This is a genomic window from Pseudochelatococcus sp., from assembly GCF_050946405.1.
In the GTDB taxonomy this organism is placed as follows: domain Bacteria; phylum Pseudomonadota; class Alphaproteobacteria; order Rhizobiales; family Beijerinckiaceae; genus Pseudochelatococcus.
The window spans coordinates 22,490-44,608 of sequence record NZ_JBMNUS010000012.1; the positions used below are offsets into that span (position 1 = coordinate 22,490).

A 22,119-nucleotide genomic window follows, 5' to 3' on the forward strand; every position below is an offset into this window, starting at 1 on the left:
GCAGCAGTTCCGTCCGGTTCCCGCCACTCGACCGGGTGCCAGAGCAGGCGCGCGGGGTCGGCCAGGTCATCCCCCTCGCGGATCGCGAGGATGAACAGCCGTTCGCGTTTGTGAGGCGCGCCGACCTCCGCCGCCGTGAAGAGGCCTGCCGCAAGGCGGTAGCCCATGCCGACCAGTCCGCTGGCGACTTCGGGGAAGCCGAGGCGGAGATGATGGGCGACATTTTCAAGGAAAACGAAGGGTGGTTCGACCTCGGCGATGATGCGGGCGACATGGGGCCAGAGGTGGCGCGGGTCGTCCGCGCCCCGGCGCTTGCCCGCGACGGAGAACGGCTGGCACGGATAGCCCGCAGTGACGATGTCCACCGCGCCGCGCCACGGGCGGCCGTCGAATGTTCCAACGTCGTCCCAGACAACAGCCTGATCCAGGGCCGCGTCTTCCATCCGCGCCACGAGAGTGGCTGCGGCGAAGGTTTCCCGTTCGACATGGCCCACAGTTCGATATCCGGGCAAGGCGATGGTGAGTCCGAGGTCGATGCCACCGGCGCCGGAACAGAGCGAGAGGCCGAAGAGGCATGCGTCGCCTGTTCCGTCAGGCAGGCCTGCGGAAGGTAAAGCCAGATCATCCATCCCTCAGCGGTCTTTGGTCTTGAGGTCGTCGTAGGACGTTCCATCCCCGTCGAGGACGGCCTGCTTCCCGGTGAATTTCTGCCAGCGCTGGACGGCTACATCGACGTAAGCCGGGTTTAGTTCGATGCCGTGACAGACGCGGCCCGTGGTCTCGGCCGCGATCAGCGTGGTGCCCGATCCCATGAAGGGCTCGTAGATGGCCTGACCCGGGCTCGAATTGTTGAGGATCGGCCGGCGCATACATTCCACGGGCTTCTGGGTGCCGTGGACGGTCTTTTCGTCCTGATCCTTGCCCGAGATATGCCAGAGCGTCGTCTGCTTGCGGTCGCCCGCCCAATGGCCCTTGCCGGATTTGCGCACGGCATACCAGGCGGGCTCGTGCTGCCAGTGATAGTCGCCCCGGCTCAGAACGAGCCGCTCCTTGGCCCAGATGATCTGGGACCGTATCGTGAAGCCCGCGACCTCGAGGCTTTCCGCCACGGTCGCCGCGTGCAGCGCGCCGTGCCAGACATAGGCGACATCGCCGGGGAACAGCGCCCAAGCCTCGCGCCAGTCGGCGCGATCATCGTTCAGCACCTTGCCGGTGCGCTTGGTCTTGGCCGCCCCCGCCTGGTTGCGCCAGCCCGGGTCATACTCGACGCCGTAGGGCGGATCGGTGACCATCAGGAGCGGCTTCACCGGGCCGAGCAGCCGCTCGACATCCGTGGCGACCGTGCTGTCACCGCAAAGAAGCCGGTGGTGCCCCAGAAGCCAGAGATCGCCGGGACGGCTGATCGGCTCCTCCGGGGTTTCCGGGATCTCGTCTTCGCCTTCCTGCGGACCGGTGCCCGCATCGAGGCTCGACATCAACGCGTTCACCTCGTCCTCGGTGAAGCCGGTCAGGCCGAGGTCGAAATCCGCCTCGAGCAGGTCCGCAAGTTCGAGGTTCAGGAGGTCTTTGTCCCATTCGGCATTCTCGCCCGAACGGTTGTCCATGATCCAGAACGCGCGGGCCTGCGAGGCGGTCAGACCCCTGGCGACATGCACCGGCGCAGTCTTGAAGCCGAGCTTGCGCGCAGCCTCCAGCCTTGTGTGCCCGGCCAGCACGACCATCGCCTCGTCCACGACGATAGGTTGGCGCCAGCCGAACTCCTGGATCGAGGCCGCGACCGTGGCAATGGCCTGCTCGTTGCGCCGGGGATTGCGCGCATAGGGAATGATCTGCTCGAGCGGCAGGTCGACGACGTCCATGGGATTGTCCTTGGGGTGCCGGGCGGCGAAATGGGGGGCGTGAACCGAAATGCCCCCGCAGGGCCGTTTCGGTTCAGGCATGGGGTGTCGGGCCGTCAAACCCTTCGCTCGTTACCGCGTAGGCCCAAGCGAAACGAAACGGGTGTTTTTCGGGGTGTCACTGGGAAACCCTCGCGCTTCGCCCGCCCGTATAGGATGGACGCCGGGAAGGACCCGCCGATTTCAGGGAAATGCGCTCCGCTGCGGCCCTGCTGTCGCGGGTCCGCGCGAACGGAAACGGGGAGAGCCGTCTTCCGACGCACTCTCCCCATCATATCCTTCAGATAGCACGGAAATGTTGCAGCTGTCGAAGACCAAAGTGTTGCAACACTTCATGCGGCCGCAGCATTCAGCCGCGCGGCGATCTTGGTGAGCGCGAGCTTGTGCTGGCGCCATGCGGTGCTGCGGTCGACGCCCAGTTCGTGAGTGATCTGCTTCCACGGCCGACGGGCAGCGCGCCACCAGATCAGGCGGCGTTCACTCTCGCCGAGCCAGAGCACCCAGTCGAAGGTCTGCTCGAGCCGCGAGATCGCGGCGGCCGAGGGCCAAACCCGCATCGGTTCAGGCTCCATGGCGAGGATCTCGCGCTCGGTGCGGATGACCTGCGGCCAGGCGTTGAAATGGCCCTGCACCTTCACCGGCGGCAACTTGCGCAGGGTGCGGAACGCCTCCTCGAAATGATCGGCGACGCAGTCGGCGGTCCAGATGTGCTCAACCATGGTGCAGATCCTCGGCCGGGCGCGGACCATAGAGCCGCGTGCCCAGCTGCTCGACGAGTTCACGCTCGGGCCAGGTCAGGCGCTGGTCATCCACGCTGACCGCCAGCACGCCTTGTTCGCGCCAGCCGTCGCGCTTCACCTCATCGGGCGACCGGCGCTGGCCGCCATAGCCCTTGGGATGGAATCTCATGCCGCACCTCCAATGGCATCGATGGCCCAGAGCAGGATGGCGATAGCATCGGCCTCGTTGTCGTCTTCGGGGCTGAAGCCCTTCGCGCGGGCCGCAGCGATCATGGCCTGCTTGGGCGCGTTGCCCTTGCCGGTAGCGTGGCGCTTGATCGTGCCCACCGGCACCCCCTCGTAGGGCACACCGCGCAGCTCGCCCCAGCTGGTGAGCGAGGCCATCAGCCCGCCATAGACATGGGCCGCGTCGGTTCCGGCGTGGCGGCGGACCTCCTCGAACCAGATCGCGGCGATGGGCCCCGACAGGCGGTCCAGTTCGGTCAGCCAGTTGGTGAAACGCAGATAGCGCATGCCACCGCCGTCATAGCGCCCGGGCCGGAAGCTGGCGGTGCCGCTGATGATGAGCCCGTCGTGGCTGCGCAAGGCCCAGCCGGTGGTGGTGCCGAGATCGAGCGCCAGGATGCAGCGCGGGTATTCGTTGGATTGGGTCATGAGAGACCTCCTCTTCGCGTTTGCGAGCGAGGCGAGCGGGCTGGCCGGTGAAGGCTGCGGTCTCGCCAGGCCCCGAAGGGTGGTCTGGTCAGTTCATGTGCTGGGCGGCTCGGCCGCCCGGCAAATCCTTCAGAACCTTCAGAGGGGCATCTTGAAAGATTTGCGCCCCTAAGTGGTTGTCCTGTATGTGTAATATATAATCTTTCAATTATTCAATATTTCAATGGGTATCTCTCTCCTCATATTAAACCGCGCGCGCACACATAGATGGATAAGGGGTCCTCTTGAAAGATTGAAGGATTTGAAGGATTCGGTTTTTCCCTTTCGTTTCGGCTTCTTGGCGGTAGTTCGGCTTCAAGGGCCGCTTCAGGCGGATTGATGGATCTCCGGTCACCCGCCCCACCGCGCCATCCGGTAAACCATGGCCTGCTTGGTCGAGGAGCCGCGCATGCCGGTGGTGATGTCGCCGCTCTCGATCAGCGTCAGCAGGATTTCGTCGCGGTCGCGCGATTTCAGCCATTGGGAAGCCCGGGTGATCTCGGATTTGGTGATCCCCTTGGGCCCGGCTGCGCGGACGATCTCCTTCAGCCGCTTCAGATGCGCCTCGGTCTCGGTGTCCGCCACATGGCGCTCGACCGCTTCCATGGTGCGCCGCGCGTAATGGCGCACGAAGCCGATGGCCCAATCCGCCGCGGTGATGTCGATCTCGGGGCGCACCGGATCGCGCCCGACAGCGACGATCAGCGCCAGCTTCAACGCGTTCTCTCCGATTCGGGCGAGAATGGCGGTGAAGGCCGTCCCGGCCGCTGCCCGCAGCTCCTCGGTCAAAGCATCGCTGAGGTCGGCAAACCGGGCGCGCGCAGCATCCGACATCGGCACGGTCATCGGGTTCACGGCTGTGTTCTGATCGGCGGTCTTGCCGCTCAGGTTGCCCTTCACGGCCCCGCCGCCGCTCGCGATCAGCTGGAGCGCCTTGATCAGTGTGGGCGGGGCTTGCCGGATGCCGACGGCGAGGTTCTCGTCCGGATAGTCCTCATCGCTCGGCAGGATCAGAAAGCGCGCGAGCGAGCCGTCGACCACATTCGCGCCCTGCAGCGCGCCCCAGAAATGCAGCGGCGTCGTGGTGCCATAGACGCAAAGGCAAGGCTGGTTGATGTCGCGCCGCTCGTTCGTGCCGTCGCGGTTCGCATATTCCGCCCCGAGGAAGATGCCGCCCGCGGCCGTGAACAGCTCGGTCATGTTGTCGAGGATCTCGGTGATATGGCGCGGGCTGCGCTTTCGGTCGGCGGCGGCCGAGAGGAACATCCCGAATTCGTCGATCTGGAACAGGATCGCGGGTTGGCGATGGAGCGCGGTCAGAAGCCCCGCGCCGGAGGCAATCTTGTTGCCGCCGAGATGGTGGGCGAGACCCGCCTCGAAGAAGACCTCGTTGATGATCTCTCGGGCGTGGTTCTTGCCCGAGCCGCTGTCCGCGATCCCCACGACATAGAGGTTCGAACGCAGGTTGCTGGTCGTGCGATACCGCCGCCCCATCAGCGCGCCGATGGCGCAGAGGCTGGCCCCGAGCGACAGAAGCGGCTGCGGCCTGCGGGCGGTGGCGAGCATGTAGCCGGTCAGCTCGCCGACAAGACCATCGGGAATGGTCAGGCTGAAGGTCGGCTTTTCCGGGCCGGCGACGGTGGACACGCTCCCCTCCAGCCGGGCCAGTAGATCTGCGGCCGGATGCGGGCCCTTCGGATCGAGGCTGCCATCAAGGCGCAAGGCAGCATCGGGCTGCCAGCCACGCTCCATGGCGAGGTGGTAGATCGTGCCCGCGCCGATCCGGTCGGGCTTGAAGCTCGCCCAGGCGCGGGCCGTGGTCGCGGGCACATCCTTGGCCGCCTGGGCCGACCAGGTGGCAAAGACCTCACCGCCCTCATCACCAAGAGCACCTTTCAACGCCATGCCGATGCGCATCCAGCTGTCGTAATCGAGCTCGTCATTCGGCAGCCAGTCGAGTGCCGACCGGATGGCGGGCAATGTGCCGATCTGCCCGTGGTTGCGCAGGAGTGTGGCCGGTGCTGCAGAGCGCAGCCCGCGCTGACGCAAAGCCTCGGGCAGGATCGCATAGGCTTCCTCCAAAAAGGCCGCCGCCGCTTCCTTGGTGATTTCCGGAAGGTCGGTGATATCGAGATCGGCCAGCCCCTCGTCGGGCCAGACATAGGGCGCGCCGGTGTCGGGGTGATCGGCGTAGGCCAGAAACTGCTGCCCGAGGCAGAGCACCTCGAGAGGATGGCGCTTGATGCCCCGAAACGGTGCGGTCGTGCGATAGACCAGCATACGCTTCGGGGCGCGGCCGATGCGCAGCGCGGGCGTGTCGCCGAGGCGCGCCCGGGCCAGCGCCTCGATCTGCAATGCCAGTTCGGCGTCCGCCGCGATGTCGATATCGACCGCCGCTACCGCTCCACCGACGATGCCGATGCCGCAATCGGGCCAAGCAGCCCAGGTCGCGACCTCAACCTCCGTGGTCGGGCGTTCGGCATGGCGGTTCCATTCCGGGTAATCGGCCCAACCGCCGCGCTGGAACCGGCCTGGTTTCTTGGTGCCCGGGCCGATCGGCAGGATGGCATAGCCATTGGTGACGAGCCGCGCGCCGAAGCGCGTCATCCAGGACGTGTCGGCCATCAGAACGGCACCTCCGGCGCCATCGCGTCGAGCCGGTTGCGATCCTTCGCCGCCAGCGCGCGCAGGTGGTCGCAATAGCCGGTGACGACGGCATCGAGAAACCGGGCCCATTCCTCCTCGGACAGGGTCGCGAGGTCGGATTTGCCGATGGCTTCCAGATATTCGCCGCCCATCTGGCCGCCCGTGGCCATGGCCTCGGTCTCATTCGGGGTCGGATCGATCATGCCCTTCCTCCCATGGCAGAGGTCCTGACAGGCGCGGCTGCAGAACCGCTTGCGGCTGGCGTCGCGCCGCGGGTCGGTGCGGCGGAACCCCGGCTCGAACCAGCCAAAGCCGCGAGGTTCCCGGTGGCAGACGGCGCAGAGGCCGGGGTCGGATGGGCGCATGGGGCGAACCTGTAACCGGAGATCTCAAGATAGCGGCCCGAGGGGCGGACCGAGATGTCGCTGGGGCGCGCAAGCCGACTCGTCTGCGCGAGGGCCTCGGCCACGCTTATGGGCACGGGGCAGCCGGGCGCGCGCTTGCGCCACCACTCGACCGCCTTCTGGCGGGCATAGCCCTGATGCTCGAGGCAGACCCATTCGCTGTAGGTGGCAAGGCCGCAGCTATAGGTCACCTTGAGCGACGGACGCCCGCCCGCCTTGTCGTGGCGGCTGTAGGAAACACCCGTGACCGGGAGCCATCGTTGCTTCGGCGAAAGCAGCGGCAGGGTGGCGGCCGTAGGGGCGATCTTCACCTCGCGCGCCGGGAAGACATAGCCGCAATCCGGGCATTCCGTCGCCGAGAGCGCGATGATGCTGTCGCAGTCCGGGCAGACCTTGGTCGGCGCCTCGCCCCCGCCGCCATCAGCAGGGCGTTTGGGGCGCACGAGGTCGATCGGTCCGTGACGCCGGACATTGCCCGCGAAGTCCAGCACCAGGCAGTTTTCCTTTCCCGGCGCGAGGCGGGTGCCGCGCCCGACCATCTGCACATAGAGCCCGGCCGATTGCGTCGGGCGCAGCAGCGCGATCAGATCGACCCCCGGCGCGTTGAAGCCAGTGGTCAGCACGCCCATCGAGGCGAGCGCCCGGATTTCGCCGCGCTTGAAGGCGGCAAGGATCGCATCGCGCTCGTCCTTCGGCGTGTCGCCGAAGATCGTGCGGCAGCTGATGCCCTGGCGACCGAATTCCTCGGCCACATGGCGCGCATGCTCGACACCCGAGCAGAAGGCCAGCCAGGATTTCCGGTCACGGCCATGCTCGATGATTTCGGTGACGGCCGCGCGGGTGATGGCATCCTGGTCGACCGCTGCCGCCAGATCGCGTGCAATGAAATCGCCAGCGCGGGTGCCCACCTTCGAGACGTCGAGCCGGGTGGCGGGCTGCTTCGAGACCAGAGGGCTCAGATACCCCGCGTCGATCAGCTCGCGGACCGGGGCCTCATAGGCGATTTCGGTGAAGAGCGCATTTTGCCCCTCATGCAGCATCCCGCAATCGAGCCGGAACGGCGTGGCGGTCAGCCCGATCACCTTCAGTGCCGGGTTGATCGCCTTCAGCGCGTCGAGGAAGCGCCGATACATCGTGCTCGACTTGCCGGGGATCAGATGCGCCTCGTCGATCAGCACCAGATCGGTGTGGCCGATCTCGGCCGCGCGGCGGTGGATCGACTGGATGCCGGCGAAGAGGATCCGCGCCTGAGCTTCGCGCTTGCCGAGGCCCGCCGAATAGATGCCCGAGGGCGCATCGGGCCAGAGGCCGATCATCTCGGCGTGGTTCTGCGCGATCAGCTCGCGGACATGGGTTACGATCAGGATGCGCTGATCGGGCCAGGCCTTCAGCACGCCCTCGATGAAGGACGCCATGACGAGCGACTTGCCGCCCGCGGTCGGAATGACCACCAGCGGATTGCCGGTGTGGGCTTGGAAATAGCCGTAGATCGCGGTGATCGCGGCCTGTTGATAGGGGCGCAGGGTCAGCATGGCGCGGCCTCCGGGGAACGAGCGTCGTTGGTCCAGGTCGAGCCATCGGCCATGCGGTAGGTGACGACATCGTCGCCCGCATCGATGACCTCGCCCGGGATGAGATCGGGGATGAAGAGATGGCGGCCGCAGGCGGCGCGCTGCTCCGCCTTGGGCAGCATCCGGTCGTGCCGCGCGCAGTGCCAACCAAGGTCGACCGGCGTTGCATGCAGGCAGGACCGGCAGGTCACTGCGGCCCCTCCGCCGTCATGGCAGGCCGCATGGTGATCGCAGAACCGGCATTCGAACCAGGCCGGGTCCTCGCTGATCCGCGCGGGCGGATGCTGGGCGAAGATGATGCGCCCGGCCTTTTCCAGCAGGCGCTCGGCCATGGCGCGGTCCGCCTCGATGCGCTCGACATGCAGCGCGTCGGTATCCTTGCAGACCGCGACGTACATGGCGCGGGTGATCCCCGTCAGGTGCATGTAGATCTGCATCTGCGCGGCGTGCTGGGGCTTCGCCAGAACGACGCCCTTGGCGGTCAACTCGTTGAAGCTTTTGACCGAATGGGTCTTGAACTCCAGCACATGCCAGGTCTTCGGCGCCTCCAGGAGCCCGAGGGCCACGCCGTCGAGCGAGCCACCGAAATGGCCGCCATGGTCCTCGACCCGGAACTGGCGGCCGGTCTCGGGATCGACTTCGAGCACGGTCGCCCCGGTGGCACGCAGGTTGCGCACGAGCCGGTCCTCTTCCAGCTGACCCGTCTCGAAAAGGCGCAGCAGGCGGCCGGAATGGCGCGCGGGCGTGATCCAGCGGAAATCATACCAGAGCGCCCGGGCACAGGATTTGCCGATGATCGAGGCGCCGAGGTGATCGCGGAAACCGTCGCCTTGGCGGGCCTCATAGTCGGCATAGATCGCCGTCAGCGTCGGCGTGGGGGCTTCGGGTAGCTCTGCCATCACAGACCCTCCCGTTCACTGCGGGCCTGCGCCTCGGCCAGAATGCCATCCCAGGTCTCGGGGTCATGGCGTTCGCGCAGAATGCCGATCAGCGCGTCCTTGAGCTTTTCGCGGCGGCGGCGGCCGGTGCCTTGGGCGAGCAGTTCCGCGCGCTCGCGGCACAGGTGGCGGAGCGCCGTGCGGGCCCGGTGGAACCAGTCCGGGTCGATCGGCTTCTGGCCGCGCTGGCGGGCCAGATCGGCCGTCGCGATCTGCGTGCGGATCTTGGCGATGGCATCGTCGAGTTCGATCAGCCGCCGCTGGTCTTCAGGCAAGCCTGGGCTGTTCACGGCCACGGGGGCCGCGTTGATCATGTCAGTCATGGGAATTTCCTCAGATGGGGTTGCGCGCTGCCCCGTCAGTCAGGGCGCAGGGCAGCGCGAAGGATCAGCCCTTCTTGTTCCAGGGCGCGGAGGCCATTTTCGGCGGCACCGAAGAGCCGGCCGGATCGGGCGCGGGCCTCAATGGACGGGCGGCCGGGGCCGAACTCCGCTCGGGCGGCAGGTAGGCAATCGCGTTGCTCTCGCCGTAGCCGTTCTTTGGCGGCCGGATTTTCACCTGGATCGTCATGGGGATCAGGTGTAGCTCCTCGCTGTCGCTGACATGCATCCGGCCCGTGGCGTGGCAGATCGCCGAGAGCGTGCGCTGCGCGATTTCCACCGTGGTCGGGTTCGGGTTCACCAGGTTCAGCTGGTCGAAGATCTTCCGGCCCTTGTGCTCGCCCTCAAGGATGTCGAGCATCAGCCAGAGGAACTGGCCCATGCCGTTCTTGGTGACGCGCATCTCGCTCTCGACGATCTGGGCGCGGTATTTGCCTGCGGGCAAAAGCTCGTAGGCGGTGGTGGGCTCGACGCTGGTGGCGTCGAAGGGCGTGTCGAAACGTGCCATGGTCTTGTCCTTGTTCAGTTCATTGGGATTGGGGCATGGCCGCGAGCAACTCCGACCACATCAGCGGCAGGGTTTCGGCCAAGCCGTAACGGTTCTTGGCGAGAAAGGCGGGGCGCTCTTCGGTGTGCATGACGCGCGCACCGGACCCGAGCGCCCGGGTCACCTTCTTGTTGAAGCCGACATCGGATTTCGCGACCGAGATCTGATAGTTGGCGAAGAGCACCACGTCCGAATGCTCCTGCAGCAGCGCCGAGGCGCGGCTCTGCAGCTTGATCACATAGCGGTCGTAGGGCTCGTGCTCGGGGCTGTCGAAACGCTTGATGTCGGTATGGGCGATCTGGATGACCACCATGCCCTTGCGGTCGCGCAGCGCATTGAGCCGGTCGAGATATTCGCGCCAGATGGTCAGCGCCTCGGCATAGCCCTTGCCGAACCCCGGCGCCTCGATCGAGGCCCAGCCGTTGCGCTTGCAGGCCTCGGCCCAGATCAGCGGCTCCAGCCAGTCGACGCTGTCAACGACGACCGTGCCGAAATCGTGGTCCTCGTTCAGCAGCGCATCCAGCGCCTCGGCCACCTCCGCATAACTGGTCGCGAGCGGAAAATGCGGCACCTGCAGCTTGCCCAGACCATCCTCGGTCATGAGGAAGACGGGCCGGTCGGCATCGGCCGCGAAGGTGGATTTTCCCACCCCGGCCACGCCGTGGATCAGGATGCGCGGCGGGGTCAGCACCGAGGACGTGCGCAGGGACGCGAGCGAAATGGCCATCAGCGCACCTCCTCGTTCAGCACGAGGCGGAACTTCGGCTTGCCGGTGCGGACCGTGCGCGCGGGCTCGAAGCCCTTGCGCCAGCTTTCCGGCAGCGCCGTGTATTTGCGTTCGGACACCGACAGCTTGGTTTCGATGAATTCCGCCGGGTCCTCGCCCGCCGCGGCGATGTTCTCGGCGATCTGCGCCAGCAACGCCTGATCCCAGTCGATGCGCTTGGGCAGTTCGGCGATCACGGTGACGCCGTCATCCTCGAACCGGATCGTGCCGGTGTCCTTGCCCGCCTCCTGGCGGGTGTCCTGGGCGCGGTCGGCGTATTTCAGAGAGATGGCGCCGTCGAGCCAGTCCGCGACCGACTTCGCCTGCGTCAGTTGCTCGTCCGCCGCGCCTTTCAACAGGGCGAGCTGATCGGCGGGCAGCGCTGCGATCTGGCCCACCGGCATGCTGTGGATATCGGCCAGGGTGATGTGATTGGAGATCGTCATGTTCCGCCCCCTCACGCCGACATCGGACGATGGGGTTCGTGATCCACGCCGCGGATCTGTTCCGCCTCGAAGGCCTCGACATCCTCGAGCCGGTAGATCACCCGGCCGCCGAGCTTGATGAATTTCGGGCCTTCGCCCGTCCACCGCCAGCGCTCCAGCGTGCGGTGCGAAATGTTCCAGCGAGCCGCCAGCTCGATCTGGGAAAGGTGCCTGGTCGCCATGTGAACCTCCTTGGGATTTCTGCGAACGCTTGCGGGTTCAACATGGCGGAGGGCGTGGGAGGGCTTAGGGAGGCGAAGGGGGGGCGTTCGGGGAGGAATTGAGTTCGTCAGAAAAATCCTCTACTTTTCTGACAAGAAAAAGCCTGCAACGACCGCCCAAATGACTGCAATTTCTGATAAAATGCTGAAGCGGATTTCCTCAAAAGGCCGTGGGAAGTGGGTTTGCACACCCAAAGACTTCCTCGACATCGGCAGCCGTGATGCTGTCGATAAGGCGTTGTCGCGATTGACAAAGAACGGTGACCTCCGTCGCATCGGCCGAGGGCTTTATGATCTGCCCCGCACCAGCGGCGTCCTTAAGCGGCCTGCACCAGTCGATATTGAAAAGGCGGTCGCCGCCATCGCGAGGCGTGACGGTGTCCGCATCATGCCCGATGGCATCTTCGCAGCGAACCAGCTGGGCCTGACCAACGCGGTTCCAGCGAAGACAAGCTATGTGACGGACGGGCCGACGCGAGACGTGAAAATTGGCAGTCGCACCATCCATCTGCGGCATGCGAGCCCGAGTGTGATGGCTTGGACAGGCAGGACCTCTGCGCCCGTTGCGCAGGCACTGCTCTGGCTCGGATCAAAAGCAGCGTCGGACACTCGGGTTGTGACCACGCTAATGCACAAGCTGCCAGATGCAGTGAAAAGGGATCTCCTCCACTATAGCAATGGCCTGCCGAGCTGGGCATTGCCTATCGTGCAGAGCATTATGGAGGTGGAATAGACGAAGGCTGCCTTTTTCGGGCAGATCGAGAACAGCGCAATCAATCGGCGTTGGGACTATCGGCCTCCAGAAGTTCCCTGATGCGAAGCCGACAGGATCCGCCCGCCACCTCGATCAAATCCTGCCAGTCCTTGTGGCCTTTGAAAATGTCCCTGATCCTGCTTTTCAAGCCGAACTCGAGCTCTGCGAGCATAACCTGAGAGCTGACGTTTTCGTCACCGTCTTCCCAGGCATTGAAGAGGTACTCAATGATCTGACGTTGTTTGTCGCCGCTAAACTTGAACTCCCGTTCGCCCACCCAGAAATGACGGAACCCAGCGGCGTGGCGCACGGGATCGCCTGCATGGGTCGCCGTGCCTGCCTTCAGCTGGGCAGCAAGATACGTTGGTTCGATGACCAGCGCCGCACCGATAATTTCGAGATCCCCCAGCGCGATGAACTGATGCCGGGACAGGTCCGCCTCAGCGAGACGACGGGTCGCCGACGTGGTCACCACCACCCTGAAATCTGCGGGCGGACGTCCCCCGAGGTAGTTGACGACCTGCTGCCAGGTCTCGCGATCCGTGAGCCGTCTCGCATACCAGATTGGGACACGGGCACCGCGCCCGGGCAGTCTGACATCGCCCAACTCCCATAGAAGACCCGGAATGCGTTCTGCAGGGCGGGCGGAGCGCGGCAGGTCAAGGCGAGATGTCACCCGACCGAGGAACGCGTTGGCATCGAAGCGGAAAACCTGAAGGCGTTCGCTGTCGACGGTCACCCATCCCGCTGCCGGGCTGAAATACCCGTAGGCGCGCTGCTCTGGAGACCATTCCAGATTCACTGGCTCATCCTCATGGTCAACCAGAGAGGTGGCAACCAGGACCGGCGCATCCGGCACCAAGAGACCAGCGCCGATCAAAGGGGTGGCGCTGGCCGCGTGATAGTCGTGAAGGACGGCCCCGGCGATGCGCGCGCTTTTCGTCTCGACGATGCTGACGAAAAGCCGGGCAGACCGCTCGTCAATCGTCGATGAGGATCGGGTCATCGACCACAACTCCCCACCGGCGCAGATACTTCTCGCCGATCAGCTGCTCTTCTTCCGTCTGATCCTTGAGATTGCAGCCATGCGGCATGGTGATGGTCAGGGGCAGCGTGCGACCACGCCGAGCCCCAGGCTTGGGCTGGAACTTGATCACGAGCTTCGCCTGCGTCGCCACCCAGCCGCCGGTGAGGGGATTGTCCGGGCCAAGCCGAGCCTCTGCCATCGTCCAGATGTCGCGTTCAGCCTTGCTCATCGCCTCCAGCGTCACGCGCTCACCCACGGCATCGATCGGCATGAGCCTGAGCTGCCGGACTTCCACCCGCTCGATCCCGTCCTCGATGTCAGTCGGGAACGCATGGGGCGCAAGCAGCACCGCGAGATCATAGCGCCGCATGGGCACCTTCTCGTCCCGGAACTCCACGCCGAGCAGGTCGCGGGCCAGATACTGCGCCATCTCCGCGCGGCTCTCCCGATCATTGGCAACGACTTCGATGACCCCGGAGGCGGGCTCATAGGTCATCGCGGCCTCGAAGACGGGCCGATAGGCGCGGCGCACCAATTCGCCCTCGTCGAAAGCGAACTGATCGTCCGGCAGACCCTCGCGGTAAACCGTGATCTGAACCAGATCGCAGTCCTCACCTTCGAAGGTCGGACGGACGCGCTCGAAAATGTCGACATGAACATTCCGCGACGCGAACCTCTGGCACAGGGCCGTCTTGAACGCGTTGAGCGCGAGCTCGTCGCGGCGGAGGTTCAGGTTCGCTTCGCAGATGAAGCCGTCCCAGCTCCGCCCGCGGCGGCGCTCATCGGTGAAACGGACCTCTTCCGCATGGCGAAACCGGTTCAGATCGTTGATGAACAGCCACATGGCGCGGGCATGGCCATTTTCGAGCTCATCGAGGACCTCCCGGTCGTCGACAACACTGTAGAGCGCCGTCTGACCCGCGACATCGGCCATGGCGCCAACGCGCTCACCATCGTTGATGACGCGGCCTCGCGCTTCGTCATCCATCTGGTCCACCGCTTGAAGCAGCGGCCGGACGACCTCCGGCTCAGGCGCATCCCAGTTTACGGGCGTCGGAAACTCGATCCCGGCCGCAGTGAAATAGTCGCGCAGCGACGCGAGCGGGGTATTGCGGATGAAGTTGGTCACCGACGCCATGTCTTACATCTCCTCAGCCCTTGATGTTGCGGGGGTCGTTGCCGTGCGAATCCGACTGCGCGATCCGTCCGTCACGATTGTGGATCTTCAGTTCGGTATCCGCATTGCGGCTGATTTCGCGCGCACGCTGGACGGCGTCCTGCTTGGTATCAAAGTGCCCGCTCGAGCGCGCCGCACCACCGCGGCGGACATCCCAGCCGCCTTCTGCATTCGGCACGACGTGATGCGTGCCCGGGTTCTTTCCAACAGCCATTCTGGCCTCCTGGTCTTGTTTCAACGGGAATCAAAGTTCGTAGTAGCGAACCTGCGCAGAAGATAGGGATTGCGCGTATGGCGTGTCAAGGACTAGAAGTTCGTAAAAACGAACCACCAACGAAAAGGGTATTGCCGTGCCAACACCACTAGGGGAGCGCGTTCGCGAACAGCGGCGAAAGCGCGGATTGACCCTGGAGGGACTCGCCGAGCGGGTCGGCTCCAGCAAGAGCTACATGTGGGAAATAGAGAACAAGGAAGTCGTTCGCCCCTCGGCCGAGAAGCTGGCGATGATCGCCACCGCGCTCGACACCACAGTCGAGTACTTATTGGCCGGTGACGGCGAGAAAGAAGAGGAAAACGCCGAGGACATAGCTTTCTTCCGGAAATACAAGAAGATGGCGGCACCGGAGAAAGAACGCCTGCGACGCATCCTGGATGCTTTGGACGACGATTGATGACAAGCGGAAAGCAGAAATCTCCCCAGCAAGAGGCAAACCGGCTCTCGATCATGCTCCGGCATGTTCTGGGCGAAGACCGCTTTCCGGTCGACGTCGAAGCCCTGGCGCGAGAAGTCTCCCGCAACAACGCGGACCCGATCGGGAAAATCGTGGGTGGCGAGCTCCCGGGTTTTGAGGGAATGCTCCGGCCGCACCGAAAGCGCCCGGAATGGCACATCGTCTATAACGACGACCCCCGGTATCGCGGCCGCGTTCGCTTCACCATCGCGCATGAGTTCGGTCACTACCAACTTCATCGCCCCGTCCTGTCCGATCGGGATTACAAGAGCGGAACCCTCCAGCGCGATTGCGATTTTCAATGCAAACCGCTGCTGCCGAATGCCTGGCAGGAGGCAGAACGACAACGCGAGGAAGAGGCGGACACTTTCGCCTCCTACCTGCTGATGCCGCTCGATGACTACCGTGAGCAGGTGAACGGCGAAGAAATGACCGTCGACCTTCTGAACCACATCACTGATCGCTACGGCGTTTCGCTGCTGGCCGCCTGCCGGAAGTGGATCGATTTCACGGACCGGCGGGCCGTCATGATCGTCGCGCGTGACGGTTTCGCAAGGTGGGGGCGTGCCAGCAAGTCTGCTCTCAAGAGCGGGATCTTCGTGCGATCGGGCATGCAGATCCCTGACGATGCGCTGGCTGCCCTCGGCGCCGACGAGAGGGGATTTGTCTCGGACCGGCCGGTCCAGCGACCGGCTGGCGTCTGGAACTTCAGTCGCGGGTCCGAGCCAGTGCGGGAACTGGCATTGGTGTCCGAGTTTCTGGACTTGTCCCTGACCATCTTGCAGTTCGACGACGCCGTCTATGGTCGAGACTTCGAGGAGGAGCCGATCCTCGACAGCTACGACAAGTTCATGGACGGGTGGACGAGTTGATTCGGCGCATCCGCCCGACAGAAAGGTCGGCGTGGGAACATATCAGCTACGCAGATTTTCGCCACGGTGCGCAGCGACCGAGTAATTCCGTAATAAACTGATTTACTTGATATTTTTCTGATTTCGCGACACATTTCGCCTATCACAACAGTCGCGAAAACCCGCCATGTCCATTCCTCCCGAAGACCCGGTTTCCGGGCCCAATCCTCTATGCCCTGAACGCATGTCCCCTGATGCCCGGCTTGCCGAGTTGGGCCGCATTCTCGCCGCGGGCGTCGTTCGCCTGAATGCCGGGAAGTCCAGTTCTTTATCGCCCGCCGACGGAGACAGTTCCGTGGACTACCCGCCCCGAAAGAGCGGTGGTCGTCGCAGGAAACGCATCCGCATCGGAGGAATTGATGAAGCATCACAGTAAGATAACGCCGCCCAAACCCGGACAGGACGCGCGCCTGGACCAAAGCATCCTGTCGCGCATCGCCGCCCTCAAGACCATGTCGGTGAAAGAGCTGAAGACCGAATGGGAACGGCTCTTCGGCAGCGCCGCGCCGAACAACAGCCGCGCCTTTCTCGAGGCCCGCATCGCCTATCGGCTCCAGGAACTGACCTACGGTGGCCCCGATCACGAGACCCGCCGCATGCTGGACCTGCTCGCCGACGAGGTCGAGGGCGTCTCTCGCCGCAAGAACCAGATCGCGGATCCCCGCAATCCGGTGGCAGGCACGCGGCTGATCCGGGAATGGAACGGGGTCGAGCACACCATCACCGTGCTGAAGGACGGCTTCGAATGGCAGGGCCGCAAGTACAAATCGCTCTCGGGGATTGCCCGTGAGATCACCGGCGTGCGCTGGAACGGCTATCGCTTCTTCGGGCTGCAGGTCCGACCGCGGGAGGTTTGACCATGGACATGAACATGCGCCCCGGCCGCCGCCTGCGCTGCGCCATCTACACCCGCAAGTCGAGCGAGGAAGGGCTCGACATGGAATTCAACAGCCTCGACGCCCAGCGGGAGGCCTGCGAGGCCTATATCGCCAGCCAGAAGTCCGAGGGCTGGGTGGCCACCCGCGACCGCTATGACGACGGTGGCTTCTCGGGCGGCAATCTGGACCGACCCGGCCTGAAACAGCTGCTGGCGGACATCGACGACGGGCTGATTGACGTGGTGGTGGTCTACAAGATCGACCGGCTCAGCCGCGCCTTGGTGGATTTCTCGAAGCTGGTCGAGGTCTTCGACCGCAACGGCGTCACCTTCGTCTCGGTCACGCAGTCCTTCAACACGACCACCTCGATGGGGCGGCTGACGCTGAACATCCTGCTCAGCTTCGCCCAGTTCGAGCGCGAGGTCATCGGCGAACGCATCCGCGACAAGGTTGCCGCCTCGCGCAAACGCGGGATCTGGATGGGTGGCTATGTGCCGCTTGGCTATGACGTGCAGGACCGCAAGCTGGTGATCAACGAGACTGAGGCCGCCTCGGTGCGCCGGATCTTCGACCGGTTCGTCGAACTCGGCTCGGCCACGATGCTGGCGAAGGAGCTGCGGCGGGAAGGGTTTCGCAGCAAGCAGGGCACGCTGATCGACAAGGGCTATCTTTATCGGGTGCTTCGGAACCGCGTCTATCGCGGCGAGGCCGTCCACAAGGGCAAGGCCTATCCCGGCGAACACGAGGCCATCGTCACCGACAAGATTTGGGATCAGGTCGACGCCATCCTTCAGGGCAACCGCCACGCCCGGTCCAGCAACAGCCGCATGCAGACGCCCGCGCCTTTGAAGGGCCTGATCTTCACCGACACCGGCGCGGCGATGACGCCGACCGCGACCAAGAAACGCGGTAAGCTCTACCGCTATTACGTCTCGATGGACGTGATCAAGAACCGCACGACGCAGGACGACAGCGGTGGCGATCATGCACCGGTCCGCCTGCCTGCGGGCATGGTCGAGGACGCCATCGTCACCGAGGTCCGGCGCATTCTGCAGACCCCCGAGGTGGTTACGCAGGTGCTGGCGGCGCTGAAGCGCGATCAGGTGTCCGAGGCCGAGGCCATCGCGGCGCTGCATGATTTCAACACGCTCTGGGCCCAGCTGTTTCCGCTTGAGCAGTCGCGGATCATCCAGCTGCTGGTCCGGCGTGTCACCGTCACCGCCGCCGGACTCGAAGTCGACATCCGGCGCGAAGGCGTCGCGGGCGTGATCCGCGAGATGATCGCGCCGCGCGACATGGAGGCCGCCGAATGACCCGTGGCAATGGCACGATCCGCGTGCTGATCCCCCTGAAGCTGCGCAAGAAGAACGGGCGGCCCAAGATCATGCCGCCCGCCGATTACAGCCCGAGCGAGGATCAGGCGCAGGACCCCCACATCCTGCGCGCCATCGGCCGGGCTTGGGGCTGGCGGCGGCGTATGGAGGCAGGTGAATTCGTCACGATCCAGGAACTGGCCGAGGCCGTCGGTCTGGCCGAACGCCATGTCAGCCGCCAGCTGCGCCTCGCCTATCTGGCGCCGGAGGTGCTCAAACGCCTGACCTGCGGCCGCGAAGCATCGGCGGTCAGCCTCTATGACCTGTGTTTTCTGGCGGGGGAGACATGGCAGGAGCAGGCTGAGCGGGCGTTTCGGTGATTAAGCGGACTGCTTTGCCTTGAACGGACGAGCGGCCAACAGGGCCTGACGCTTCTTAACGGAAGAAATCGCCTCACCGGTAGCGCCGCGTGACCCCGACACGACGAGTTTGATGTTCTTCTCGATGTCGCGATTGATCGTACCGATCCGCGTCGTCGTGAAAGAGCTGAATGATTTCGGTGCTTTACTCATCGCTAGAGGTTCCTTCGGCATGCGTCGCCTCTCTTAACCTGAATACTGCCACAAACTGTCCCACTTGTGCAGCAAAATCTTGCAGCGCTGCAACGGCCAGTCGGCGCTCTTCCTTCACGTTCTCGTCGCCATGGTTCTCATCGGAGTTGGCAAAGCGCATCGGCACATTGCTCGTCACGATCAAAACACCGACCGGATCTTCCGCATTTACTCCAATTGGCACTGCCGCAAGCGACACGTATCGTTCATCATCACGATCGTCAAAGTTCGCTGGTGAGGCACTAATCCACGGCTTGATATCGGGTGCCGATGCGTCTCCGCAAATCAATTCCCGCTGCAATTCGAACGCTTTACCGACATGCCCCTCGCCGACTTTCCATGTTCTATGGTCACCAAGTGCATCAGATGGACGCGATCGATAACAGGCAATGCATTCCAGAATCCCTCGTTCGGCGGAATGTTCGTAAATAGAAATGTTGCAGTATTCATCTGCGATCCGAAACAAGGAGAATTTATAGTCCGCGAGGATCTCCACAACAGCGGTAAAAATAGCCTTTTTCTTCTCGGGGTCGAGTTCAGAGGTAGTTAGCGCCTGATCCAACAGCTCAGCGAGAAGTTTTGTAACCGACTGCCAAGAAAGAAGGATTTCTTCTCGCCTTTCCAAGTAACGAATATGGTCCGACTGCTCGCCGACCATTACCTCACTTGCGTTAAGGTCGAGTAACAGTGACGCGCTATCTTTCTCGAAGAACAGTAGGATTAATCCGGTGACGACAATCGCGCCGACCCCGCTCCAGAATATCATCGGCGCCCATTCAAGCTGCCATGCCGTTTGCGAAGTCATCCAGGTTTGACCGACGGCTATCGCCACCACTCCCAGAGCACTGGTTATCAACCTCGCGGCTTTCAGAACCCGAGCGATCGGCCGAATGTACTCCAGTAGATAATCTGACGATAGTTTTGCCAAGTTGCCCCCGCGCGCGCTTCCAGTCGCCGAGGCTGACAGATGGCAGGCAGGGCGTAATGCCCTCGATTGTTAGAAGGTTTTCTGTCGGTTTCAAGATGCGTGCCCGCGTTGCTTCGAGCAAGCACGTACCACCACGCCGCCCGTGTCGCTTCTCCGTCTGCTTTGAAACAAGCCGGAACCCGCGAAACAGGGGCGCAGCGCGATCCCATCAGTTCTCTGAAATATATATGGATTTTGAATCCGTCTTGCTGAGGGCGAAGGGCGGATGGAAAGAGACGGTGGGCGTTTGGAGACCGATCTCGCGCGGTTGGCCAGTCTCCGAAGGGCGGACGGTCCCTGCAAACCCCTTTGGCACATAAAGAAAAAGGCCCCGCGAGGGACCTGTTTTCGGGTTTGCAATGTGCAAGTGGCGGGCCGAGAACGACGAAACTGAGAACTACGTCTACGCCATAGCCCTCTAAAACATACCTATCACTGGCGAGTCAGGGTACTGCGCTCAACGCGCACAAAAAGAGAACATCTTGGTCTTGTAAAGTGTTGCTTTACGGTGCACAGTAGCCCGAAAGGCGCAAGGAAACGGTCATGGCCGCAACGAATCGCATTCGATTGAAGGACCCTGCTCATCCTGGTGGGTTCGTGAGAAGTGAAATAATCGAAGCCCACGGGCTATCGGTGACTGACGCCGCGCATGCGTTGGGTGTCACACGCCCTGCGTTGTCCGCCCTTCTAAATCAGCGCGCGCATCTATCACCGGAGATGGCACTCCGAATTGAGAAGGCCTTTGGCGTGTCATTGGACACCCTCATGCGTATGCAGAATAGCTTTGATATTGCCCAAGTTCGGAAACGGGAGAAGGACATCAAAGTCTCCCCATTCCGCATGCCGCTGACACGGCAGTCGAGTCGCCCATGAAATTCGTCGAATCGACATCTTTAGATACCTTGCAGCCAGCGGAGCGGAGTGCCCGCATGGCGCTGATCCGCAGTAAGGACACTAGACCTGAACTTGCAGTGCGCCGACTCGTGCATGGAATGGGCTATCGTTATCGATTACATGCGCGGGATCTGCCTGGCCGTCCTGATCTCGTTTTTCGAGCACGGCGCAAGGTGATATTCGTGCATGGCTGTTTCTGGCATAGGCATGACGATCCAAATTGCAAACTTGCTCGCCTCCCGCGTTCCCGTCTCGATTTTTGGATGCCTAAATTAGATGGCAACAAGGCGCGCGACGAGCGGGTTATCAGAGAATTAGATGGCATGGGCTGGAAGGCCATTACCATCTGGGAATGCCAATTAAAAGCAACGGCTTCGCTAGAAGCAATTGTTAGGGAGTTTCTTGAGAGATGAAATCAATAGAATTGTTCGCAGGTGCTGGCGGACTTGGCATGGGGCTCCATGAGGCTGGATTTCATCCTTTACAGGTTGTGGAATGGGATCGTGATTCCTGTGATACGCTTCGCGATAATAAAACACGTGGGCAGAAGCTCGTGAGAGATTGGCCGCTGACTGAAGGAGATGTTCGCGATGTAGGGTTTAAAGCCTTCGAGGGCAATCTCGATCTCGTCTCGGGTGGCCCTCCCTGTCAACCATTTTCGCTCGGCGGAAAGCATGGGGCGTATAGCGATGCTCGTGACATGTTTCCACAGGCTATCAGGGCAGTGCGTGAGGCTCGCCCTCGTGCATTCCTGTTTGAGAATGTGAAAGGTCTGACACGCGAAGCATTCCGCAACTATTTTGAGTACATTCGATTGCAGCTCGAGCATCCTGAAGTGATGTTAAAGAGTGACGAGACATGGACCGACCATCTTGTGCGTCTGGAGCGCCACCATACACGGGGTCGCAGGAGCGGCCTGAACTATCAAGTGGTAACTCGCGTACTTAATGCGGCCAACTATGGCGTTCCCCAGAGGCGCGAGCGTGTCGTCTTCGTCGGGTTCCGCGATGATCTACACGTTTCGTGGAGCTTCCCAGAGGGAACACATTCCCTCGATGCCCTGCTCTGGGAGCAAGTAAGGGCTAACGATTATTGGGAGCGCCACGAAGTCGCCCGTAAAGACCGGAAGCTGTCTGACCGGGCCATTGCACGCGGTAAGGCCCTCCGTGAGAAGCCAAGTAGTCTGCCTTGGCGAACCGTTCGCGACGCTATCCGCGATTTGCCGGACCCGGAAACTCGCAAAGCGTCAACCATCCCAAACCATCGATTTCAGGCAGGTGCCCGATCATACACCGGGCATACGGGCAGTCCATTTGACGAGCCCGCCAAGACACTCAAGGCTGGAGTACATGGCGTGCCGGGTGGAGAAAACATGTTGGCCCGAGCCGATGGCTCAGTGCGCTATTTCACTATCCGAGAAAGTGCGCGTTTGCAGACTTTTCCCGACGACTACCTGTTTCATGGATCGTGGACGGAAAGCATGCGTCAACTTGGCAACGCTGTTCCAGTGCAGCTTGCACGGAGAATTGGTGAGGACGTCGCAAAACATTTGATGGTCGCGGCATGA

At 63.0% G+C, this 22,119-nt stretch carries 27 protein-coding genes and 1 pseudogene; 9 read left to right on the forward strand and 19 right to left on the reverse strand.

What is annotated here, in order from left to right; all coding sequences use genetic code 11:
• Nucleotides 1–122: 122 nt before the first annotated feature.
• From ACOYJQ_RS16015 to ACOYJQ_RS16080, 14 genes and pseudogenes are all read right to left on the reverse strand, one after another.
• Nucleotides 123–629 (reverse strand): annotated as a pseudogene (locus ACOYJQ_RS16015) (DNA cytosine methyltransferase); the annotation flags it as partial.
• Between the two features lie 3 nt (nucleotides 630–632).
• The gene (locus ACOYJQ_RS16020) at nucleotides 633–1,859 is read right to left on the reverse strand and encodes a DNA modification methylase (RefSeq protein WP_433459837.1); all 1,227 of its coding nucleotides are present in this window, start codon (nucleotides 1,857–1,859) and stop codon (nucleotides 633–635) included.
• Between the two features lie 371 nt (nucleotides 1,860–2,230).
• Nucleotides 2,231–2,617 carry a DUF6362 family protein gene (locus tag ACOYJQ_RS16025; RefSeq protein WP_433459838.1) on the reverse strand — a complete coding sequence of 129 codons (387 nt, stop codon included), beginning with the start codon at nucleotides 2,615–2,617 and terminating at the stop codon, nucleotides 2,231–2,233.
• The gene (locus ACOYJQ_RS16030) at nucleotides 2,610–2,807 is read right to left on the reverse strand and encodes a hypothetical protein (protein ID WP_433459841.1); all 198 of its coding nucleotides are present in this window, start codon (nucleotides 2,805–2,807) and stop codon (nucleotides 2,610–2,612) included. The genes ACOYJQ_RS16025 and ACOYJQ_RS16030 overlap by 8 nt, the downstream gene beginning before the upstream one ends.
• A complete protein-coding gene (locus tag ACOYJQ_RS16035) occupies nucleotides 2,804–3,292 on the reverse strand; it encodes a crossover junction endodeoxyribonuclease RuvC (protein ID WP_433459843.1) in 489 nt (162 codons plus the stop codon). Before ACOYJQ_RS16035 ends, ACOYJQ_RS16030 begins: the two co-directional genes overlap by 4 nt.
• Nucleotides 3,293–3,682: 390 nt before the next feature.
• Complete coding sequence (locus ACOYJQ_RS16040) at nucleotides 3,683–5,956, reverse strand: PriCT-2 domain-containing protein (RefSeq protein ID WP_433459845.1); 2,274 nt, start codon at nucleotides 5,954–5,956, stop codon at nucleotides 3,683–3,685.
• Nucleotides 5,956–6,180, reverse strand: coding sequence for a DUF6511 domain-containing protein (locus tag ACOYJQ_RS16045; RefSeq protein ID WP_093359441.1), 225 nt, complete (start codon nucleotides 6,178–6,180; stop codon nucleotides 5,956–5,958). Before ACOYJQ_RS16045 ends, ACOYJQ_RS16040 begins: the two co-directional genes overlap by 1 nt.
• Nucleotides 6,177–7,913 (reverse strand): DEAD/DEAH box helicase, encoded by a 1,737-nt coding sequence (locus tag ACOYJQ_RS16050; RefSeq protein WP_433459847.1) that lies wholly within the window; start codon nucleotides 7,911–7,913, stop codon nucleotides 6,177–6,179. The genes ACOYJQ_RS16045 and ACOYJQ_RS16050 overlap by 4 nt, the downstream gene beginning before the upstream one ends.
• Entirely contained in the window at nucleotides 7,907–8,851 is a 945-nt protein-coding gene (locus tag ACOYJQ_RS16055) for an oxidoreductase (RefSeq protein WP_433459849.1), read from the reverse strand. Before ACOYJQ_RS16055 ends, ACOYJQ_RS16050 begins: the two co-directional genes overlap by 7 nt.
• Complete coding sequence (locus tag ACOYJQ_RS16060; protein ID WP_433459851.1) at nucleotides 8,851–9,213, reverse strand: hypothetical protein; 363 nt, start codon at nucleotides 9,211–9,213, stop codon at nucleotides 8,851–8,853. The genes ACOYJQ_RS16055 and ACOYJQ_RS16060 overlap by 1 nt, the downstream gene beginning before the upstream one ends.
• A gap of 64 nt (nucleotides 9,214–9,277) precedes the next feature.
• Complete coding sequence (locus ACOYJQ_RS16065; RefSeq protein WP_433459852.1) at nucleotides 9,278–9,778, reverse strand: DUF669 domain-containing protein; 501 nt, start codon at nucleotides 9,776–9,778, stop codon at nucleotides 9,278–9,280.
• A 19-nt stretch (nucleotides 9,779–9,797) separates the two neighbouring features.
• Complete coding sequence (locus tag ACOYJQ_RS16070; protein WP_433459853.1) at nucleotides 9,798–10,544, reverse strand: ATP-binding protein; 747 nt, start codon at nucleotides 10,542–10,544, stop codon at nucleotides 9,798–9,800.
• On the reverse strand, nucleotides 10,544–11,029 hold the full coding sequence (locus ACOYJQ_RS16075) for a hypothetical protein (protein ID WP_433459855.1): 486 nt from the start codon (nucleotides 11,027–11,029) through the stop codon (nucleotides 10,544–10,546). Before ACOYJQ_RS16075 ends, ACOYJQ_RS16070 begins: the two co-directional genes overlap by 1 nt.
• An 11-nt stretch (nucleotides 11,030–11,040) precedes the next feature.
• Complete coding sequence (locus tag ACOYJQ_RS16080) at nucleotides 11,041–11,250, reverse strand: helix-turn-helix transcriptional regulator (protein WP_043869387.1); 210 nt, start codon at nucleotides 11,248–11,250, stop codon at nucleotides 11,041–11,043.
• A 160-nt stretch (nucleotides 11,251–11,410) separates the two neighbouring features.
• On the opposite strand from ACOYJQ_RS16080, the gene ACOYJQ_RS16085 reads away from it, so the two are divergent.
• Nucleotides 11,411–12,022, forward strand: a complete 612-nt coding sequence (locus ACOYJQ_RS16085) for a DUF6088 family protein (protein ID WP_433459856.1) — start codon at nucleotides 11,411–11,413, stop codon at nucleotides 12,020–12,022.
• Between the two features lie 40 nt (nucleotides 12,023–12,062).
• Here the strand turns inward: ACOYJQ_RS16085 and ACOYJQ_RS16090 are convergent, their stop codons facing one another.
• The 3 genes from ACOYJQ_RS16090 to ACOYJQ_RS16100 are packed head-to-tail and all read right to left on the reverse strand — an operon-like array spanning nucleotide 12,063 to nucleotide 14,461.
• Nucleotides 12,063–13,049 carry a hypothetical protein gene (locus tag ACOYJQ_RS16090; protein ID WP_433459858.1) on the reverse strand — a complete coding sequence of 329 codons (987 nt, stop codon included), beginning with the start codon at nucleotides 13,047–13,049 and terminating at the stop codon, nucleotides 12,063–12,065.
• Nucleotides 13,024–14,208 carry a hypothetical protein gene (locus tag ACOYJQ_RS16095; RefSeq protein WP_433459860.1) on the reverse strand — a complete coding sequence of 395 codons (1,185 nt, stop codon included), beginning with the start codon at nucleotides 14,206–14,208 and terminating at the stop codon, nucleotides 13,024–13,026. The genes ACOYJQ_RS16090 and ACOYJQ_RS16095 overlap by 26 nt, the downstream gene beginning before the upstream one ends.
• Nucleotides 14,209–14,221: 13 nt before the next feature.
• Nucleotides 14,222–14,461, reverse strand: a complete 240-nt coding sequence (locus ACOYJQ_RS16100) for a DUF2188 domain-containing protein (RefSeq protein ID WP_043869383.1) — start codon at nucleotides 14,459–14,461, stop codon at nucleotides 14,222–14,224.
• Nucleotides 14,462–14,597: 136 nt separating this feature from the next.
• Here ACOYJQ_RS16100 and ACOYJQ_RS16105 point away from each other — a divergent pair, with 136 nt between their 5' ends.
• From ACOYJQ_RS16105 to ACOYJQ_RS16125, 5 genes are all read left to right on the forward strand, one after another.
• Nucleotides 14,598–14,918, forward strand: a complete 321-nt coding sequence (locus tag ACOYJQ_RS16105; RefSeq protein WP_074743390.1) for a helix-turn-helix domain-containing protein — start codon at nucleotides 14,598–14,600, stop codon at nucleotides 14,916–14,918.
• Entirely contained in the window at nucleotides 14,918–15,850 is a 933-nt protein-coding gene (locus ACOYJQ_RS16110) for an ImmA/IrrE family metallo-endopeptidase (protein WP_433459863.1), read from the forward strand. Before ACOYJQ_RS16105 ends, ACOYJQ_RS16110 begins: the two co-directional genes overlap by 1 nt.
• 359 nt (nucleotides 15,851–16,209) lie before the next feature.
• Nucleotides 16,210–16,746, forward strand: coding sequence for a DUF2924 domain-containing protein (locus ACOYJQ_RS16115; protein ID WP_433459866.1), 537 nt, complete (start codon nucleotides 16,210–16,212; stop codon nucleotides 16,744–16,746).
• A 2-nt stretch (nucleotides 16,747–16,748) separates the two neighbouring features.
• The gene (locus tag ACOYJQ_RS16120) at nucleotides 16,749–18,080 is read left to right on the forward strand and encodes a recombinase family protein (RefSeq protein ID WP_433459868.1); all 1,332 of its coding nucleotides are present in this window, start codon (nucleotides 16,749–16,751) and stop codon (nucleotides 18,078–18,080) included.
• Complete coding sequence (locus tag ACOYJQ_RS16125) at nucleotides 18,077–18,460, forward strand: hypothetical protein (RefSeq protein ID WP_433459869.1); 384 nt, start codon at nucleotides 18,077–18,079, stop codon at nucleotides 18,458–18,460. The genes ACOYJQ_RS16120 and ACOYJQ_RS16125 overlap by 4 nt, the downstream gene beginning before the upstream one ends.
• Here the strand turns inward: ACOYJQ_RS16125 and ACOYJQ_RS16130 are convergent, their stop codons facing one another.
• Nucleotides 18,461–18,652 carry a hypothetical protein gene (locus tag ACOYJQ_RS16130; RefSeq protein WP_164129574.1) on the reverse strand — a complete coding sequence of 64 codons (192 nt, stop codon included), beginning with the start codon at nucleotides 18,650–18,652 and terminating at the stop codon, nucleotides 18,461–18,463.
• Nucleotides 18,645–19,619: a hypothetical protein gene (locus ACOYJQ_RS16135; RefSeq protein ID WP_433459871.1), complete on the reverse strand. Its 975-nt coding sequence runs from the start codon at nucleotides 19,617–19,619 to the stop codon at nucleotides 18,645–18,647. Before ACOYJQ_RS16135 ends, ACOYJQ_RS16130 begins: the two co-directional genes overlap by 8 nt.
• A 582-nt stretch (nucleotides 19,620–20,201) precedes the next feature.
• On the opposite strand from ACOYJQ_RS16135, the gene ACOYJQ_RS16140 reads away from it, so the two are divergent.
• The 3 genes from ACOYJQ_RS16140 to ACOYJQ_RS16150 are packed head-to-tail and all read left to right on the forward strand — an operon-like array spanning nucleotide 20,202 to nucleotide 22,119.
• Nucleotides 20,202–20,531: a HigA family addiction module antitoxin gene (locus ACOYJQ_RS16140; protein ID WP_433459872.1), complete on the forward strand. Its 330-nt coding sequence runs from the start codon at nucleotides 20,202–20,204 to the stop codon at nucleotides 20,529–20,531.
• Nucleotides 20,528–20,965, forward strand: coding sequence for a very short patch repair endonuclease (locus ACOYJQ_RS16145; RefSeq protein WP_433459874.1), 438 nt, complete (start codon nucleotides 20,528–20,530; stop codon nucleotides 20,963–20,965). The genes ACOYJQ_RS16140 and ACOYJQ_RS16145 overlap by 4 nt, the downstream gene beginning before the upstream one ends.
• Nucleotides 20,962–22,119 (forward strand): DNA cytosine methyltransferase, encoded by a 1,158-nt coding sequence (locus tag ACOYJQ_RS16150; protein ID WP_433459876.1) that lies wholly within the window; start codon nucleotides 20,962–20,964, stop codon nucleotides 22,117–22,119. Before ACOYJQ_RS16145 ends, ACOYJQ_RS16150 begins: the two co-directional genes overlap by 4 nt.